The organism is Ruminiclostridium cellobioparum DSM 1351 = ATCC 15832 (assembly GCF_000621505.1).
Taxonomy (GTDB): Bacteria; Bacillota; Clostridia; order Acetivibrionales; family DSM-1351; genus Ruminiclostridium; species Ruminiclostridium cellobioparum.
Window position 1 is genome coordinate 111,741 of sequence record NZ_JHYD01000023.1, and the last position, 17,466, is coordinate 129,206.

Consider the following 17,466-nt stretch of genomic DNA (forward strand, 5'->3'; position numbering starts at 1 on the left):
AAAACAATGGCTGACGAAATTATAAACAACCCGGCAATTGAAGAAGAAAACCCCGTCCCGTCAAACTTTATATATGACTTTATTGATGAGGACCTGGCCGCCGGGAGGGTACCCGATAATATTATAAGAACAAGATTTCCTCCCGAACCCAACGGTTATCTTCATATAGGCCATGCCAAAGCTATATGCATTGATTTTGGCACTGCACTGAAATATGGCGGCAAATGCAATCTTAGATTTGACGATACAAACCCCAGCAAGGAAGATGTGGAATACGTGGAGTCCATCCAGGAGGATGTAAAATGGCTGGGTTTCAACTGGGACAATATATTTTATGCATCGGAATATTTCGGTACTATGTACGAATGTGCAGTTAAACTTATCAAGGACGGAAAAGCCTTTGTCTGTGACCTGACTGCCGAGCAGATACGCGAGCACAGGGGGACTCTCACCGAACCCGGCAAAAACAGCCCTTACAGGGAGAGATCGGTAGAGGAAAACCTGGATTTATTCGAAAGAATGAAAAACGGTGAATTTCCCGACGGTTCAAAGGTGTTAAGAGCTAAAATCGATATGGCTTCACCAAATATAAACATGAGGGATCCGGTCATATACAGAATCCTCAGAGCGCATCACCACAGGACCGGAGATCAATGGTGCATCTATCCCATGTATGATTATGCCCATCCCATTGAGGACGTTGTGGAGGGTATCACCCATTCCCTCTGCTCCCTTGAGTTTGAGGATCACAGACCTCTTTATGACTGGGTCAAGGTGAATGTTGACCTGCCTGCAAAACCAAGGCAGATCGAGTTTGCACGTTTGAATCTGGCATATACACAGATGAGCAAACGGAAACTTCTTCAACTGGTGAACGAAAAGTATGTGAGCGGCTGGGATGATCCCAGAATGCCCACTATTTCAGGCCTGAGAAGGCGCGGATATACTCCAGGCTCAATCAGGACCTTCTGTGAAAAAATAGGTGTTGCAAAAAACAACAGCCTTGTTGACTTTGCGCTGCTGGAACATTGCATAAGAGATGAGCTGAACTTCAGCGCATCAAGGGTTATGGCCGTATTAAGACCGTTGAAGGTAGTTATAGAAAACTACCCCGAGGGTCAGGTGGAATGGTTTGATGTGGAAAATAATCCCGAGAATCCTGAGATGGGCACAAGAAAATTGCCTTTCTCAAGAGAAATTTATATTGAGCAGGATGACTTTATGGAAGATCCTCCGAATAAATTCTTCCGTTTGGCTCCCGGCAAAGAGGTCCGTTTAAAGAACACTTACTTTATAACCTGCCGGAGTGTGGTAAAGGATGAGACTACCGGAGAGATCGTCGAGCTGAGATGCACTTACGATCCTGAATCCAAGGGCGGCAACTCCCCCGACGGCAGGAAGGTAAAAGGTACGCTTCACTGGGTATCGGCATCCCACGCCGTAAAAGCCGAGGTCAGGTTATATGATCACCTGTTTATGAAAATCGATCCCGAGGATGTTGAAGAAGGTAAGGATTTCAGATCAAATATTAACCCAAATTCTCTTGAAATTATTGAGAACTGTATGGTTGAGCCCGATCTCGTAAGGGCAAAACCCGGAGACAGGTTCCAATTCCTGAGAATGGGCTACTATTGTGTTGACAACGACTCAACTGAAAACAAGCTGATTTTCAACCGGACAGTAGGTCTTAAGGACACCTGGGCAAAGGTGGTTACAAAGGGCTAATAATTTTATGGAGGTCATGCGGGGGATTCATTTATCTCCCGCAGATAGGGAGATTATATGAAATATGTTGTTGTTTTAGGTGACGGCATGGCAGATTATCCCATGAAGGAATTGGATAACAAAACACCGCTGCAGTATGCAAAAAAGCCGAATATAGATATGCTTGCCAAAAAAGGTACCGTAGGTCTGGTCAAGACTATTCCGGAAGGAATCCCTCCTGGAAGTGACGCAGCCAACCTTTCGGTTATGGGCTATAACCCCCGGGTATACTATACCGGACGCTCTCCGCTGGAAGCTGTCAGCATGGGTATCAGCCTCCTGCCCACCGATGTGGCACTTCGCTGCAATCTGGTTTATTTATCGGAGGACGAGTCAAACTATGCCGACAGGACCATGATCGATTACAGTTCCGACGAAATCTCAACCGAGGAGGCACGGATACTGATAGAAGCAGTAAATGCAGCTTTGAAAAACCAAAACATTAATTTTTATCCAGGCATAAGCTACCGGCATTGTCTGGTGTGGAGCAACGGAAAAACAGGGCTGGGCTGTACTCCTCCCCACGATATTCTAGAGAGAAAAGTTACCGATTATCTTCCAAAGGAAGAATCCGGAATGTTGCTGGACTTAATGATAAAGAGCTACGATATTTTGAAGGATCACCCCGTAAACCGGTCCAGAAGAGACCGCGGGCTCAGGCCGGCCAATTCAATTTGGCTCTGGGGAGAAGGCAGAAAACCTGCTCTGGCCTCCTTCAGTGAAAAGTACGGCAAGACCGGAACCATGATATCGGCAGTTGACCTGTTAAAGGGCATCGGCCTGTGTGCAGGCCTGGAATCCGTTGACGTAGAGGGAGCAACAGGGAATATCCATACAAATTTTATTGGAAAGGCCAACGCTGCCATAGCAGAACTGGACAGCGGCAAAGACTTTGTTTATGTCCATGTTGAAGCTCCTGATGAGTGCGGACACAGATATGAAATTGAAAACAAGGTAAAATCAATTGAATACCTGGACCAGAAAATTGTCGCTCCCATACTTGAAGGGCTGAAAAAGCACAGGGATTACAGGGTTTTGGTGCTCCCCGACCATCCCACACCGCTGAGTCTACGCACTCATACTTCCGAACCTGTTCCGTTCATAATATATGACAGCACCCGGGAAGTTGTTTCGGAGGCACAGTGCTATGATGAGGCAGAAGCCGGGAAGACAGGTATTTTCGTCGGAGAAGGCTATAAACTGATGGATTGGTTCATAACCGGAAAAATATAGTGAATTTATTACCCCCGCAGCCGGTGTCCCTTGGAAACACCGTCTGCGGGGGTTGTTTTTGAAATGTGCTTTTGTCAATTCACCTTTTCCAGAATTATTGCATTCAGCCCGTTTATCAGGGCAAGTGCACTGGCCTTGATCACGTCTGTGTCCATGGCCCTGGCCGTATAAATTTTTTCGTCGTGGCAGATCCTGATGCTGACCCTTCCCAGCGCTTCCTTCCCTCTTGACATGCTGCTGATCTTATATTCCTTAAGGTCCACATCCAGGCCTGTAATATCCTTTATTGCCGTATATAATGCATCGATTGGACCATCTCCCACAGCACTGTGCTTGAAGGTCTCATTCCCTTTTTTCAGCTTGATTGTGGCAGTGGGAAAAATATCATTACTTATTACCTGGAAGGAAACCAGTTCGTAAAGGTCAAGCCCCGCACCGGCACTGCCGTGTCCGCCGTCAGCCCTGCTGCTGTTATGCCTTTGGAGCAGGTAGTAGACGTCATAGTCGTAAACTTCCTTTTTAGCATCGGCAAGTTCCAGAAATTGATTAAAGAGAGCTTCGAATTCCGTTTCACTATGATACCTGTAACCCAGTTTTTCGGCTGCATTCCGAAATGCGTGGCGGCCCGACCTGGCCGTCAGGATTATATCCATTTTCTCCACTCCCACATCTTCCGGGGCAATGACTTCATAAACCGCTCTGTCTTTGAGCAGACCGTCCTGATGTATTCCCGAAGAATGTGCAAAAGCATTGTCCCCGGTTATTGCCTTGTTAACCTGTATGTCCAGTCCCGTCAGATTGCTCACCAGTCTGGAAGTTCTGCAAATTTCTTTTGTATTGATATCGGTGTGGGCATCATAGTAGGCAGACCGCAGTTTCATGGCCATCACCACTTCCTCAAGGGCCGCATTTCCCGCCCTTTCCCCAAGGCCGTTGATTGTACACTCGATTTTGTCGGCACCGTTCTTTATGGCGGCCAGGGTGTTTGCTGTGGCAAGCCCCGTATCGTTATGGCAGTGAACGCTCAAAATAACCTTGTCATTAAGATTTTTCAAACGGTAATTGAGCTTTCCTATGAGTTCTCCGAACTCTTCAGGCACCGCATAACCAACTGTGTCAGGAATATTGATCATAGTTGCCCCTGCTTTTACAACGGCCTCAATAGTTTTCCACAAATATTCGAATTCCGATCTGGAGGCGTCTTCCGTTGAATACTGGACATGGGGCATTAATGTTTTGGCATACTTTACGGCATCCACTCCCATTTCCATTACTTCCTCCATTGTCTTGTTAAATTTTTTATTGACGTGAACCTCAGATGTCCCGAGCACTATATGGATTAATGGATTTTGAGCCATTTTTATACTCTGGTATACCGCATCAATATCACTTTTTACCGCTCTTGCCAGAGCAGTAATCATGATGCTGCCGTTACCGATTTGTGACGCTATTTCTTTTATTGAATTGAAATCTCCCTGGGATGAAGCAGCAAAGCCGGCTTCAATGATATCAACATTTAATGCCTTCAGCTGGTGTGCCAATTCAATTTTCTCATGCAGATTCAATTTGGCTCCGGGAACCTGTTCTCCGTCCCGCAAAGTTGTGTCAAGTACAAGTATCTTTCTGCTCATAGAAAAACCTCCATAAAATGATTTAATATTTAGTTTCAGTCAGCTGCTCAAACCCGGAATTTGAACAGCTGTTTTTCGTCTTGAAAAGCCTCAATTATAGAATTTTTTTACTTTTCAGGACAACAAAAAGCCCCCTCTCAGTATAGAGACGAGGCTGACTCGCGGTACCACTCTAATTAATTCTTAAGAATTCGCTCTTTCGACGGCTATTACCATCTATCCCTGTAACGGTGGAATTCCGGCTTACCCTACTTGTCGGGCAGCAGTTCGTGGATGAGTTCAAAATCATCAAGACTGCCGGCTCGCACCAAATGCCGGCTCTCTGTAAGCTTTCAGATTTCTAATATTTCCAGTCATTACCTTTAACATTTATTAAATGATAACCTAATCGCTTAAAATTGTCAATAACCAAATTAAGGAGATGTGCCGGCTGGTTAAATCATTCTGGTTACACTGGCCGGAGTTATGCCGAAATTTTTCCAGTCAATATATCTTACATCTTCACTCCAGCCGTCATATACCTGAACAAAGGTTCTGTTGTTACAATGCTCCCTGCTGCTGCCGAACTCTCTATAACCGGTAACTGTTACGGTATGCCCCTCATAATCACCGCAAGCAATGTTCAGCAATACAGGATTCATGTCATCTATACTGTTTTTAATTGCCTTTAATTTTCCAATATATATATTATTTGGCTTGCTGCGCTCATAACCAAACTTTTTCCAGGTATCTCCAACCATTGTCTTTATTTCAAAGGGAGTGTATATGAATAAATCTCTCAAAATTCCTGATTTCTCCGGGTCATACCCGTGCTTTACTCCTATTTCCCTGACTATGGCATATATCTCATGGATATCTGATGGAATCTCATGAAACCCCAACGCTGAGTAATACTTCATAATCCTGGTTATGGAAGCCAGGGTGCAGTTATTCCGATTATCCGGCCCAAAAATAGTTTGCTTGAAATTTAAAATTTGCTCTATTTTTTTACTCTTTTTTTGTTCCCAGCCTGTCCCAAGCTCAAAAACTACATATCTTTCAAGATCTTCAATCCCTCCGTAGCCGTTAAACTCCTTATGCTGACCGTTCTGCTTCAGATTGCCTGCCTCCGACATATTTGGCCTGCGACCTCCCTTCGGTTATTCATTTATATACCTTCTGACGGAAAATGTGTTCCATACTTCATAATATGTAAAGAATAACATTTGGGTTCAAATTGAAAGTCATTGGCACCATAGGCTATTTTTTAATAGTTATGGTTTTAATAATAGCTTCAACTTCATTAAAATTCTGTTTCTTATCGGCACTATAAATAGTTATATAGTATTGATCATTATAACTGAACAGCACATAGTAAACCCTTTCTCCAAGAAAATACTTATCAGCAGTTATTTCTTTATTTATCTTAAAAGACTTGGGTTCAATATTCTTTTTATCAAATTCATCTTCATAACTCTTTACAAATTCCTTGCCTTTCTTACCCTTCAAACCGATAATTACCAGCATTGCCGGATTCTTTTTGACAACATTAAGTTCTTCTTTTGACAACAAAATGTTTATTTGTTCCGGCAGCGAATCATCAGTAAAATACCAGTTCCCGGGATAATTTAGTGAGAACTTAAATTCTGTATTAGTATATATTTTACTCTCTGTAAGTTTTTTGCTATTCGCCGGTAAGAAACCCGCAAGTATCAATGATAGTGTTAAAAAACAACATAATATTGCTTTTCTATAGAAGAGCATTTTTAATATACCTCTCTAACTTATTTATATTTTCATTTTATACTAATTATCAACAAGTGATAAGTCCTGAATAAAATTTATCTATTTACAGATTATATTACTGAATATCTTGGAAAATCTCTCTCAAAGGAGTTATTTATGTTTAAAGGAAAAAAGAACAAGAGTACCTCAAAACCCAATGCACAAAACAAAGCAGAGCAAGCAGCCATTCAGAATCCTGATAATCCAAAGTTCAGTGATAAGTTTAAAGGAAAGCTGGATGATTGATGATGATTTCTTATTGGACAAAAGACCATGTAACAGGTTACGTGGTCTTTTAATGTAAATTCAAACCGGTAAAATAATTTTATACTCACTTTATTCATGTTTATGCAGCTGTGGATTTATTTAAATTACTCCTGCTGTTACTGGCTTTGAACATATATTATGTCATCAATTGCCTTACCCCTGATGTAGAAAACCATCCGGGAAGTATTTCTTGAATCCCAAACGTCGATCCACTTCTCGTTACCGTAGATACTGTCCCCTTTCCTCATTTCCAAATCAAAGCTGACAAAGGACCTGTCATCTGTTTCGGGCGGTATTATCCATTCAAAACCGTAGGTATCTCCGGAATTACTTGTCAGTCTCACGACATCAGTGTGTATTGTACCCTTAACCCAATAGTTTATTTTAAAATACGCCGCATCGGGGTTCCCTTGTATGTCAATTTTGCCTTTAACTCTGTAACCGGCCTTAACAGAGTATCTCTGATATGGAACAAGCTCATAGTAATTGATCGGCATTTTCACTGTACCGATATCGGTATTTGCCTTTCTGGGATACCGGTCGATTACGCCGTCATGATTGTCATCGATCCCGCCGCCGACATTGAAGTAATAGTCCCTCCAGCCCACATCCAGCATCATGGTAATAAAAAACTGTCCGGCCTTTACATTGTTGATAGTATATGGTCCGGTCATATTTTTGCCGGTTTGACCAGCTTTATCACAGGCTTCCATGTGCAAATAATATGTACCGTCTGTGTTTAGGGTAATAGTTCTTTCCTTAATCCCGTCAACTTCTTTTACCCACTGTGAAGCAGCCGGGGAATCGGTATTACCGGTGACGGCATAACGCATATATGCGAAGTCATTTTCACCATTATCGGAAGCCGTAATTGTTATGTTAACGGGTCCGGTGCCGTTATATTCAGTTGGAACAGCACTTATGGACGGCGGAACATTAACTGTATCAATTGTATCTATATATGGACTGCTCCAGGCACCTTCAATATCCTTAACGCTGAGTCTTATCTGATAAACACCGGAATTGTATGCAAGACTTGCCGGTTTTCCCTCAAGCCATGTATCTGATGAGGCTTTCTTGTACTGCCATACTCTGGCTGCAATACCTTTATCTGTTCTTGACAGGTTATGATCCGGATCATAAGACTTATCCAGATATGTCAGATTAACGATTGCCCCCGCTCTGCCTGCTGTCTGTGTGCTGAATAAGGCTATAGGCCTGCGGTGTACAATAATTGTAGCCGGAGCCGAAACATTTGACCAAAGCCTGTAGTTGTCAAACCTGTTATCATCCTTCGGATTGTCCCTGAATTGTGCAACTGCTGTATATTTTCCAACTTTGCTGAAGGTGTACAACGGTTCAGTGATCCATTTGCCTGAGTTGCCGTCCAGTCCATTTGAATTATCAAAATAGGTCGGGTCGTGGGTATACTGCCATTTGCCGGAATATTTCGGGTCGTGCTCAAAATCGCTGTAAATCTGGTTATAGCGGACACTTTCCTCGTTTATCAATATTGTTAGTGTTGTGCTGCCTTGCTTTGTAAATGTGTCATACTTCCTTGCAATAAGAGTTTTGACGGTGTTTTCATCCTTGCAGAATGCGCTGTCCATAACAGAGTTATATATCAATTCTCTTAAGGAATACTGCTGCCTGTTTACAGGAACATATGGATATTGCAGCTTTAAATCCCTGGCTTCGGCCGGAGAAACAACGTAAATATTGAATCTGTTAGCATTCAGATAATTTAAAACCGTGCTGTCCAAATTATCCAACAGCAAATAATCCGACGGAGCATGAAAGTAAGTATCTTTCTTGACATTATCGGAAATATATATAAAGTACCTCTCCGAACCTTCCCTTAACTGAGTATTGAATATTTTTGATTTTGAAAATGCCTTTACGGGCTTGCTGGTTATATCAAAAACTGAATCTGCCTTGCCGCAATTAACAGTGGTGTATTTAAATCTATGCATTCCAAAATCGTCCACACCCAAATAATCACAATTAATATAACAAATATTACCCTGCTTGTTCACATAGCAAAAACGGTTTCCTATTTGTAAATAATCGGCGGCAGTATCACCTGCTGAAGCGTCAAAGACTGTGGGTACTCCTCCCCCATTGTTTGCATAATATCTTGCAGCATCATAAGTAACTGTAATATCAGTCTTAAATATATTTTCGTAGTTAAGACGGCCTATGTAACCAATTTCACCGCTGAGAGTTCTTACTACAAGTCCTCCGGTTCCTCCGCTGTTATCCTGTACAAACAATATTTTATCGGCCACAGGTATATTATAAGTGCTCCAGCCTCCGGAAGTATTATTGTATATTTTGCCATCATCCATTAGCACGTAACTGACACCATATGTAGATTTACCAAGAATGGCCTGTTTTACCGGCGTACTGAAATATGCCTGTCCCTGCAGATTATACACTTTATTATCAGTGCAAAGTATAACCGCCTGTCTTGCCGTATCTCTGGTCGCTGATAAATCCTTTACCGGATAAGGTAATTTCCCGCTGTGATAAAGCGGTCTTTGCGGACTTCCGTTTGACCAGGATGTATAATCTATATTTCCGTCAGCAGATATATAATAAAGACTACTGCCGCCAACACCAAGTATATACTGGGTATTTGCCGGAGCATAAGGGTCTTTTGCCAGCGGCACCATGGAGTTATCCCAGTCCAGCACACGCTTGTATACACCTGTATCCGTTACCATGTACATTACCCAAAATTCATTAACATCAAAAGCAAGTGATCTTACACCGGTCCAATAAGTGTTTGTAAATTCCTGATACTGTATTGGCATGTCATATCCAAGACGTGAATTGAATGTCACTCCATTGGCACCGCAAACCCACAATGACCCATCATTTCTTATTATATAAATGGAATATCCACTGCTGCTATAGTAGAAATATGCATCTTTTACATCTGCAGCTATTTTAATAAAGCTGCTATAGGTTTTAGTTGTTGTACTCTGTCCAAACAGACCGTATACTTCACCCTGGCTGTTCCAGCCTATAAGATTACTGCCCCGTGCCCATAAGTCCCCATTTCCACAAAGTAAGAGCATGGCATCAGTATTAAATTGGGAAAAACTCTTATAGTCGCCTTTTGTTACATATTTTTTCCAGGTGTCCACATCTTCAAGAGAATCCATGTTTACAATATTTGTCTTGATATCCACATCGGAGCTGATGTTATCCTTTATGCTGTCAACAAAGCTGTTTGTACTTGATATATCCTTATCAGTAGTCACTATCATGTCAACCTTGTCAGACGGTCTTTTGACATTTTCTCTTATTTTATTAACAAGGCCGGTTATGTTTTTGTGTCCTATGCTTCTGCCGTCAAAGCTTGATTCAATCAAATCCCTTAAAGAAATATTCTGAGCTGGACCGTTAAATGTCACCGGGTACTGAGGATTTGCTGAAAGATTCACATTCTCCAGATTATCTGAGCAAATGGAATACACTCTTGCCTCACTATCTTTAACATACCTGCCAAGGCTGCTGTCACTCCTGAGCTGACCCAATCTGTAGTTTGATGCCAAATGAGAAGTGTAATAGTTTGTATCCTCATTGTTAAGAGCAAAAATTATAAATGTATCAGTATTACCTGTCAATTCATAGTTTAATTTTGATAAATCCCAGCCGGTTACGGAATTTGTTACCGGTGAATCCTGAGAGCCTTGAATTGACCAGGCTGTGTCATATGTAAATACAGGCTCGGCGTTCAATTCCTTAAAACCTTGCTGAGCAGCCCCATTGGGATAATAGTAATTATACTCCCTGTTATAGCTGAACTGTCCCTCGCATATACCTGAATTATTGATAAATGTATACGTATAATAAGTACGCTGTCCAAAGTCATAGACTTGTGTCTGCAGGGCAGATCGGGTATATCGTGTTGGCACACCATAAGGCTGGGTTGGGGTTTGGCCTTCCGGCAGTTCTATTACATTGGAGTAATTAAATACTTCGGTTTGTAATTCGTTACTTGCATTATGCTGCTGTACCTGGCCATAGGGTGTTATATTCAAGGTATATCCCGACCATCTGTAAGTAGCATATCCGGTTTTGGCCCAATAATTCTTAACATAATTGCCCCGCTGTGTTCCTATGGTTATATCAGTTGGACTTGCATATTCCATGCTGATTTTCGCATAGTTGGCAAGCTCGCTTTTCATACTTGTTAATGCATTTTTTAGATTGGCGTTATCTGTGCCGGCATAATCCGTTAATACAAGCAATTTAACTTCACGGCTTTTTTCAACCGTGAAATTTGCTACAGGAGGGGTGTTTTTTAAATCCTGTACATTCACTGCCAAAACCCCGCTGCTGTGTAACAATAAAATTAAAATTATAATCCAGATAGCAGATATATACTTTTTGCTCATTAAATCCTCCGTTTAATTCCTTTACCACCCTTTCAAGTAATCGCTCTTATAATCACCTGGCAGCAGCAATTCTTTAACCGTTTCAGAATCAGGAATATCTTCATACACCTGCAATGCTTCGGTATATTTTCCAACCTCATAGGACCAGATTTCAGCTATTGAATCGTATTCACCATCAACCACCAATCTCACCCCGCTTATAAACGGATCGGCACCTGAGTAGGGATATATGGTTGTTTCATCTGCGAAGGCGGCAGAAACACCGGCGCCCTGGGCCATATCGTTATCACTGTCATACCTGGCAGACCAGATTCTTTTGCCTATGGGATCACCATCTGGTGAGGTTGAAGTGCAAATAACAGTGATAATACCGTATTTTTGCGAGGTTTCATCGACAGGGTTTTCAAATTCACGTATATTGCTTTCCGATCCGCTGAAATCTGCTACAGGCGCCAAATCCTCAACTACCGTAATGATTCTGTCAAGGGTATTTGAATAATGGACCGCACTGTTAAATGCAAAAGTATTGGTCATAGAGACAGTAATTTTGTACTGCCCGCTGTCCCTGGCCTGAAAATATACAGTTTTTTGTCCCTTCAGCACGGAATTGAAGTCTAGACCCGTATTTGTCCATAAACCATTATTATATGACTGAGCTTTTCCGTTAACGTTTTTATATACCGTACCGTTTGACAGCCTTACTCCGTAATCGCCGGTAGCTCCGGTGCCGTTTACAGGCTGTATGCTCCATGCAGTCAGGTTCCAATCAATAGGAAATCTTGCAGCTGATTTGCTTTTAGAGGTGTCAATTGTTATTTTTCGATTTTCTTTCATCTTGCCGGCTGAAATATCTATCACTACTTCCGGTTTGGGTTCTATTATTTGAATGCTGCTCCCGGCATAACCGGAGCAATTACCATCATCCACTACCTCCAGGTCAATATCATATATTCCAGCTCCGGGATACCAGGTGGTCCCCTTTTCATTGTCACCTAAACTATTTTCATATGTATTGTAAGGATCATAACCATATGTACCCGGCAAATCCCAATAATAGTGTTCTATATAGCCGTCTTCATCATAGGACCGGCTGCCGTCAATTAACACATCATCTCCGGCATATGCAACAGGTGGATTGTTGATAATGGCTATAGGGTCATAATTAATTTTTGGGGGCGGTTTTGGCGGGATGGTCGGGTCAGATTTATACCAGAAGTAAATATAGGCATTTTTATTTGTTGATGATAATGTCACTGTCTGGGAAGCAGCAGTTCCCATTTTTGACTTGTCAGGTATTACCGTGGAAAATGTTTGATATGAACCTTGAATCTTATACGCTGATACGGGAGGATAAGTAACGGTTTTAGGTTTTCCGAACGGAACACCCGGAATAATCTGGGAAGTATCGGGAATTTCGGTATTGGTATCCATGTTAAGACATCTAATGTAAATAGTCCCTGAATCAGGAGGTGGTTTTATCACATGGACGGTATGTATGGCCGAATCGGCAAGCTGTGAACCTTGACCGGTTGAATCCGGTGTATTTCTTCCCTTTATCTGAAACTTGTAATCTCTGACCTCGTCAAGAGTTACTGTTGTTTGATAGGTCATTTCTTCTCTTATTCTGTCATTTGGGTTGCCTTGTTCATCAAGAAATTGGCCGTTCACAAATCCGCTTATATGATGTACACCTGTTCCCGTACCTTTAAAAACTACCGTGGTTCCCTGTAAAACTGTAGAACCGTCAATTGGTAAAATCAGCTTTACAGCCGGTTTTGGCAGTTCGGGCTTATTCTGGGGGATATGAAATCTTATGTTGAAATATTGACTCGTTGTATTGGATAAATATGAAGACGTATACTCTTTAAAATAGTCAAGCAGTTCTTCAGCCGAAGCTGAAATGGAGTATGGATCTTCTGCTGTCGAAATGGGCGTATAGGCAGCTCTGCCTGTTTTGGTCTTATCATACCAATATTTTTGGATTTCTGCATTTGCTGTTATATCACAGCCGCCAGGATCTTCAATTATTTTTCTATAGTATGCTTTATATTCATCGGTTACAAAGTCTTCTACCGAGTTTCCCCCAAGCATTCCGCTTGCTGCAGTGCCTTTCCACTCATCAGTGAGAGGGTAGGTATAAGTTCTGGGCTGAGAATCCCATGAAGTCATGGCACGTGGAACATTAATAGTAACATGTTTTCCGTCAGGAGTCTCAAACCTGATGTTCCAGGCAATGACAAATGCTTGCTTTGGTGCAGTTGAACTTATACCCTGAACTGTCCACTCGAGAGCTTGGTGTTGTTTACCATCACTTTTAGGTATAAGAACATCATTTTCACCACCTCCAGCATATATATTTCCATATGGATAAAACAACCCTAAAAAAATTACTAAACCTAAGAAAAATGATAGAAATTTTTTCACATTAAACCTCACTTTTCAGTACGTGTTTTAGTAAGTTGATACCAAAACCCATTAGCTTTCATTCCTGAATATTGTGGGTAAAAACTTAACTTTATATCTTCCTCATACCAGACTCCAACTTTATTTTCACCGGTATTTTGGGATGGATTTATCCATCTATAGCGGATGGTACCTCTCAAAGTTGGCTGATCTACTGAATCGTATGTTAAAAGACTTTTTCCGGTATAAAAATATCCTTCTCTTACCCATGTATTATCCTTGATCTTTTTAATTTTACTGTCCACATCGTAGCCTTCAATCATTACACCTGCCCAATCATTTTTTATGATATCAGTTTTTCTATAATCAGCATTTATCCATAGTTCAACTACCCTTCTACCAATACTTACCAGCTCATCTGCAAGTGCACCTCCGGCTAATCCTGACTTTTCATTCCATTCGGGCCATTCACCACCGATTTCCAAATCATCCATAAGCCTGAAATGCTGTTCCTCCAGGGAATAATCACCCAATAGATCAGTACAGCTGAGTAATTCCTTACTCACACCCTTATCCATGCCGGCAAGCCATTCCTGATGTCTCCTTGCTTTAGTTTCAGCTTCATCTTTTTTTTCTTTTTCTTCACTGATTTTTTTATTGAGATAATCCAGCTTATCAATATTGTAATCATATGCATTGACAATAATAGCGGCAGTTTCAGCCCTGGTAAGCTTGTCATCCGGCTTGAAATAAAACTTATTATTTTCAATTGATCCCCTCATGATATAGTTGTAATATGCCGCAGCAGAATAACCTGCATCGTTGGAAACATCTACATAGATCGATTCCGCTGTTTCGTCGGGAGTTATATTCAAAGCCCTGCATACCATTTCAGCCGCCTCCTGCCTTGTTATTGCATAATTGGGGTTGAATTTCTGATCAGCAGGCAGATCAATTATTCCGTTTGCCAAAGCAGCTGTTATATAACCTGATGCCCAGCTTTTCTGAGAATCGGCAAATGGATTTCCCTGCATTTGTTCATATCCCTTGACATTGCACAGGAAAGTAACGAATTCAGCCCGTGTAACAGACATATTCGGTCCAAACATGTTATTGCCGATGCCGGCAGTTATCTTAAGTTCCATAAGTTTCGTGACATAGGAATAATACCAGGAAGTAGCTTTTACATCAGAAAATTTCAAATTATCAACTGGTTCTGCAAATGTACAGATTTCAGTAACCGCTAAAATTGATACTGTCAAGATCAGTGTCATTATTCTTTTCATACATTCTTTCATGATTGTATTCTCCTTTATTATGTTAATTTAATTATTCTTGCGATGTTTTTATTTGGCAGAATACCAAAGCTGTCACGAGTTTTCATGCTGAAGCCATACCGTAAAATGTGAGCTTTCTTATGATTTATTTCCATGTTTTCATTAAATTTCGGAATGTAAAAAATCCTGTGCGTGCATATTAATTTGACCGATTGGATAAAAAAGATTTTTGTTAAAAAGGATTTTTATATTTAAAATACTTTCAAGAATTGCTGTCATATTAATCAGACTATGACCTCAAGTTATTCCAAAAGAGACAGTCTCTTGACCTTTTAGCGGCCATGTCATAACTTATATTGCATACTATACCAAAATAATCCAAAATATTCAATAGCATATTATAATTTTTATAATATTAATTGTAAATTTTTACATCAAACGACTGAATTAATTAAGTATTTCGAAGTGACTCTCCAAAATAAGCCAGCTCCGAAACCTGTGAAACAGTCTCAAAGTTGGCTTATTTTAAATTTATTCTATTGTTTATTTTTTTACCCTTCCCTCCAATTGTTATAGTTATATTCAATAACTATCAGCCCGTTCTTTATTTCCTCCCTGTTCATACCTGTGTTCCTGAGTTCAGCACTGTCGCTGCTGTCGTAAACAATTATCCTGTTGACCATTTGCTCAATAATATTCTTATTGATCCCCTGGGTTTTTATCCTGTTAATAAAATTTTCTACCACATGCATTTTGTCAAGCTGCTTTTTTTCTTCCTCCAGCAGCTTTTCCGTCTCTTTTCTCAGAGTACTTATACGCTCTTCAATATTTTTATTCATTCTGATAAAAAGCTGCTCCGATATTTTTGCTTCCAGCCTGTCAAGATACAATATGTCCTGCTGCTTTTGCTTGGCAGCTATCTGCTGCTCCAACTTCTGCGCCATTTCATACCTCTTCTGCCTGTCATCTTCCTCATTACAGTATTTCAGGCTGAAGCTGTCTATAAACTCTCTATTTGACAGCATTTCCAATAGTTCATCGGAAATGACATCGATTATTGTCTGTTCGGTAACGTAATGACTGGAGCAGCATTCACTCCCATTCTTTGAATAGGAACTGCATATGTACCCTACAGGTCTGTCCTTGCGGACTCTCACATACATTGCCTTACCGCATTTTCCGCAATAGAGCATATTGCTCAGCAGATGGGATATATTCCTGTTATACCCTTGATTTGAGCGCTTTTTTGCTCTTATTTTCTGGACTTCCTCAAAATCCTCGTTCTTTACTATGGGCTCATGGGTATTCGTTGTAATAATCCATTTATCAAAGGGAAGTCTTCTGGTTTTCTTATTCTTAAAGCTTATTTTTTCACTTACACCCTGAACCGTATCGCCAATGTATACACGGTTGCAGAGTATTCTCTGCACAGCCACCTGATTCCATGGAGTTATGGGAATGTCGGAGTTTTTTGAAGACGGTGAAGGATACCCTCTCCCGTTCAGCATATTTGCAATTGCCGCATAGCCATAACCCTGCTTATACAGTCCGAATATCTCCCTGACTACCGGAGCGGTTCTTGTATCCACTACCAGCTTGTTTTTTTCATTAACAGACTTGACATATCCGTAAGGGGCATTTCCTATATATTCACCCTGTTCTATTTTAAACCGCAGATTTGCCCTTATTTTTTTTGAAATATCCCGCACATACCGTTCGTTATACCTATTATCATGGACATTTATTGATATATTGCTGAAAAAGCCATTTTCATAGTACTCCCGGGGATATTCCCTTTCTTCAAAATTAGACCTGTTACTGTTGCCGGTGCCTTTGGGAGGACACCTTTGAGTTTGAACCTTGTAGCCTTCGGTAACCGCTCTTACAAAAAAGCTTTCGACACTATCTATTTTCTGGGATCCGATAATACCCAGCCAATTATATAAACAAAAACGAATTTTTTCAATACCTTTTTTATTTAATAAACCTGTGAGTACTTTTATGTTAACATCTCCGCCTATGGTTTTATCAACTTCTTTTTTCAGATCATTGATATTTATGGGCTGATCAACAACAACATCAGCTTTGTCCGGTGTTGTTGTTACTTCATATGGGTAGTACTTATTTATGGGTAGTACTTCGTGTCCATTTGCTGGACACCCCCCTGTCCATTCAGCGGACACCCGGGTGTCCATTAAATGGACACTATCATTTTGATTATTTGTACACTCACTTTCAGAGCAGGCGGCATTTGCTTCGGCAGCCTCCTCCTCATTTCCGGATTGTTCCTTAATGTCAGCTGCTTCGGGGGTATTATTCCGTGGGGTGTCATAAATATAATAGCAATTTGAGGTCTGTCTGCCATCCGAATTATATTGAGCGGCCCGTTCTATCAGTCCTGCGTTTTCAAGCTCCTTTAATGCGGTTGCAATAGTTGTTCTGCTTTTTATACCACATGCCTCACCTATATAATTATAGCTTGGAAAACATTGAGTCTCTGCATCAGCGGATCTACAAAGAAAAATATAAATAAGTTTCGCATGCTCACTGATTTTTAAGCTAAAAATCATATTGTAGCTGTAAAACCAATTTTTTCTTTCCTGTTTTCTGATTTTATCCATTGTAAGTACCCCCATATATGTGCAATTTGAGTTCTTTTAAAAAGCTTTTTTATGAAATCAGCCCTCAAATTTATATTTTCATACAAATTTGAAGGCT

Annotated in this window: 10 protein-coding genes and 1 other annotated feature; of the genes, 3 read left to right on the forward strand and 7 right to left on the reverse strand. The window is 40.9% G+C overall.

Annotated features, from left to right (window positions below):
- Positions 1–6: 6 nt before the first annotated feature.
- Both T344_RS0109145 and T344_RS0109150 read left to right on the forward strand, forming a co-directional pair.
- Positions 7–1,725, forward strand: coding sequence for a glutamine--tRNA ligase/YqeY domain fusion protein (locus T344_RS0109145; RefSeq protein ID WP_051571708.1), 1,719 nt, complete (start codon positions 7–9; stop codon positions 1,723–1,725).
- Positions 1,726–1,782: 57 nt separating this feature from the next.
- The gene (locus tag T344_RS0109150) at positions 1,783–2,997 is read left to right on the forward strand and encodes a cofactor-independent phosphoglycerate mutase (protein ID WP_027628451.1); all 1,215 of its coding nucleotides are present in this window, start codon (positions 1,783–1,785) and stop codon (positions 2,995–2,997) included.
- 74 nt (positions 2,998–3,071) lie between these two features.
- Here the strand turns inward: T344_RS0109150 and T344_RS0109155 are convergent, their stop codons facing one another.
- The 3 genes from T344_RS0109155 to T344_RS30980 all read right to left on the reverse strand — a co-directional run bounded on the left by T344_RS0109155 (position 3,072) and on the right by T344_RS30980 (position 6,179).
- Positions 3,072–4,628, reverse strand: a complete 1,557-nt coding sequence (locus T344_RS0109155; protein WP_027628452.1) for a 2-isopropylmalate synthase — start codon at positions 4,626–4,628, stop codon at positions 3,072–3,074.
- A gap of 141 nt (positions 4,629–4,769) precedes the next feature.
- Positions 4,770–4,994, reverse strand: a binding site (T-box leader).
- 68 nt (positions 4,995–5,062) lie between these two features.
- Entirely contained in the window at positions 5,063–5,743 is a 681-nt protein-coding gene (locus tag T344_RS0109160) for a hypothetical protein (protein ID WP_027628453.1), read from the reverse strand.
- Positions 5,744–5,867: 124 nt separating this feature from the next.
- Positions 5,868–6,179, reverse strand: coding sequence for a hypothetical protein (locus tag T344_RS30980; protein WP_154669432.1), 312 nt, complete (start codon positions 6,177–6,179; stop codon positions 5,868–5,870).
- Positions 6,180–6,509: 330 nt separating this feature from the next.
- On the opposite strand from T344_RS30980, the gene T344_RS31715 reads away from it, so the two are divergent.
- Positions 6,510–6,638: a hypothetical protein gene (locus T344_RS31715; RefSeq protein WP_004629594.1), complete on the forward strand. Its 129-nt coding sequence runs from the start codon at positions 6,510–6,512 to the stop codon at positions 6,636–6,638.
- A gap of 137 nt (positions 6,639–6,775) precedes the next feature.
- Here T344_RS31715 and T344_RS0109175 read toward each other — a convergent pair whose 3' ends face one another.
- The 4 genes from T344_RS0109175 to T344_RS30310 form a co-directional block, all read right to left on the reverse strand.
- Positions 6,776–11,068 carry a hypothetical protein gene (locus T344_RS0109175; protein ID WP_027628455.1) on the reverse strand — a complete coding sequence of 1,431 codons (4,293 nt, stop codon included), beginning with the start codon at positions 11,066–11,068 and terminating at the stop codon, positions 6,776–6,778.
- A gap of 21 nt (positions 11,069–11,089) precedes the next feature.
- The gene (locus T344_RS0109180; RefSeq protein WP_027628456.1) at positions 11,090–13,492 is read right to left on the reverse strand and encodes a hypothetical protein; all 2,403 of its coding nucleotides are present in this window, start codon (positions 13,490–13,492) and stop codon (positions 11,090–11,092) included.
- 8 nt (positions 13,493–13,500) lie between these two features.
- Positions 13,501–14,769, reverse strand: a complete 1,269-nt coding sequence (locus T344_RS0109185; protein ID WP_027628457.1) for an S-layer homology domain-containing protein — start codon at positions 14,767–14,769, stop codon at positions 13,501–13,503.
- Positions 14,770–15,299: 530 nt separating this feature from the next.
- On the reverse strand, positions 15,300–17,369 hold the full coding sequence (locus tag T344_RS30310; protein WP_162178028.1) for a recombinase family protein: 2,070 nt from the start codon (positions 17,367–17,369) through the stop codon (positions 15,300–15,302).
- Positions 17,370–17,466: the final 97 nt, after the last annotated feature.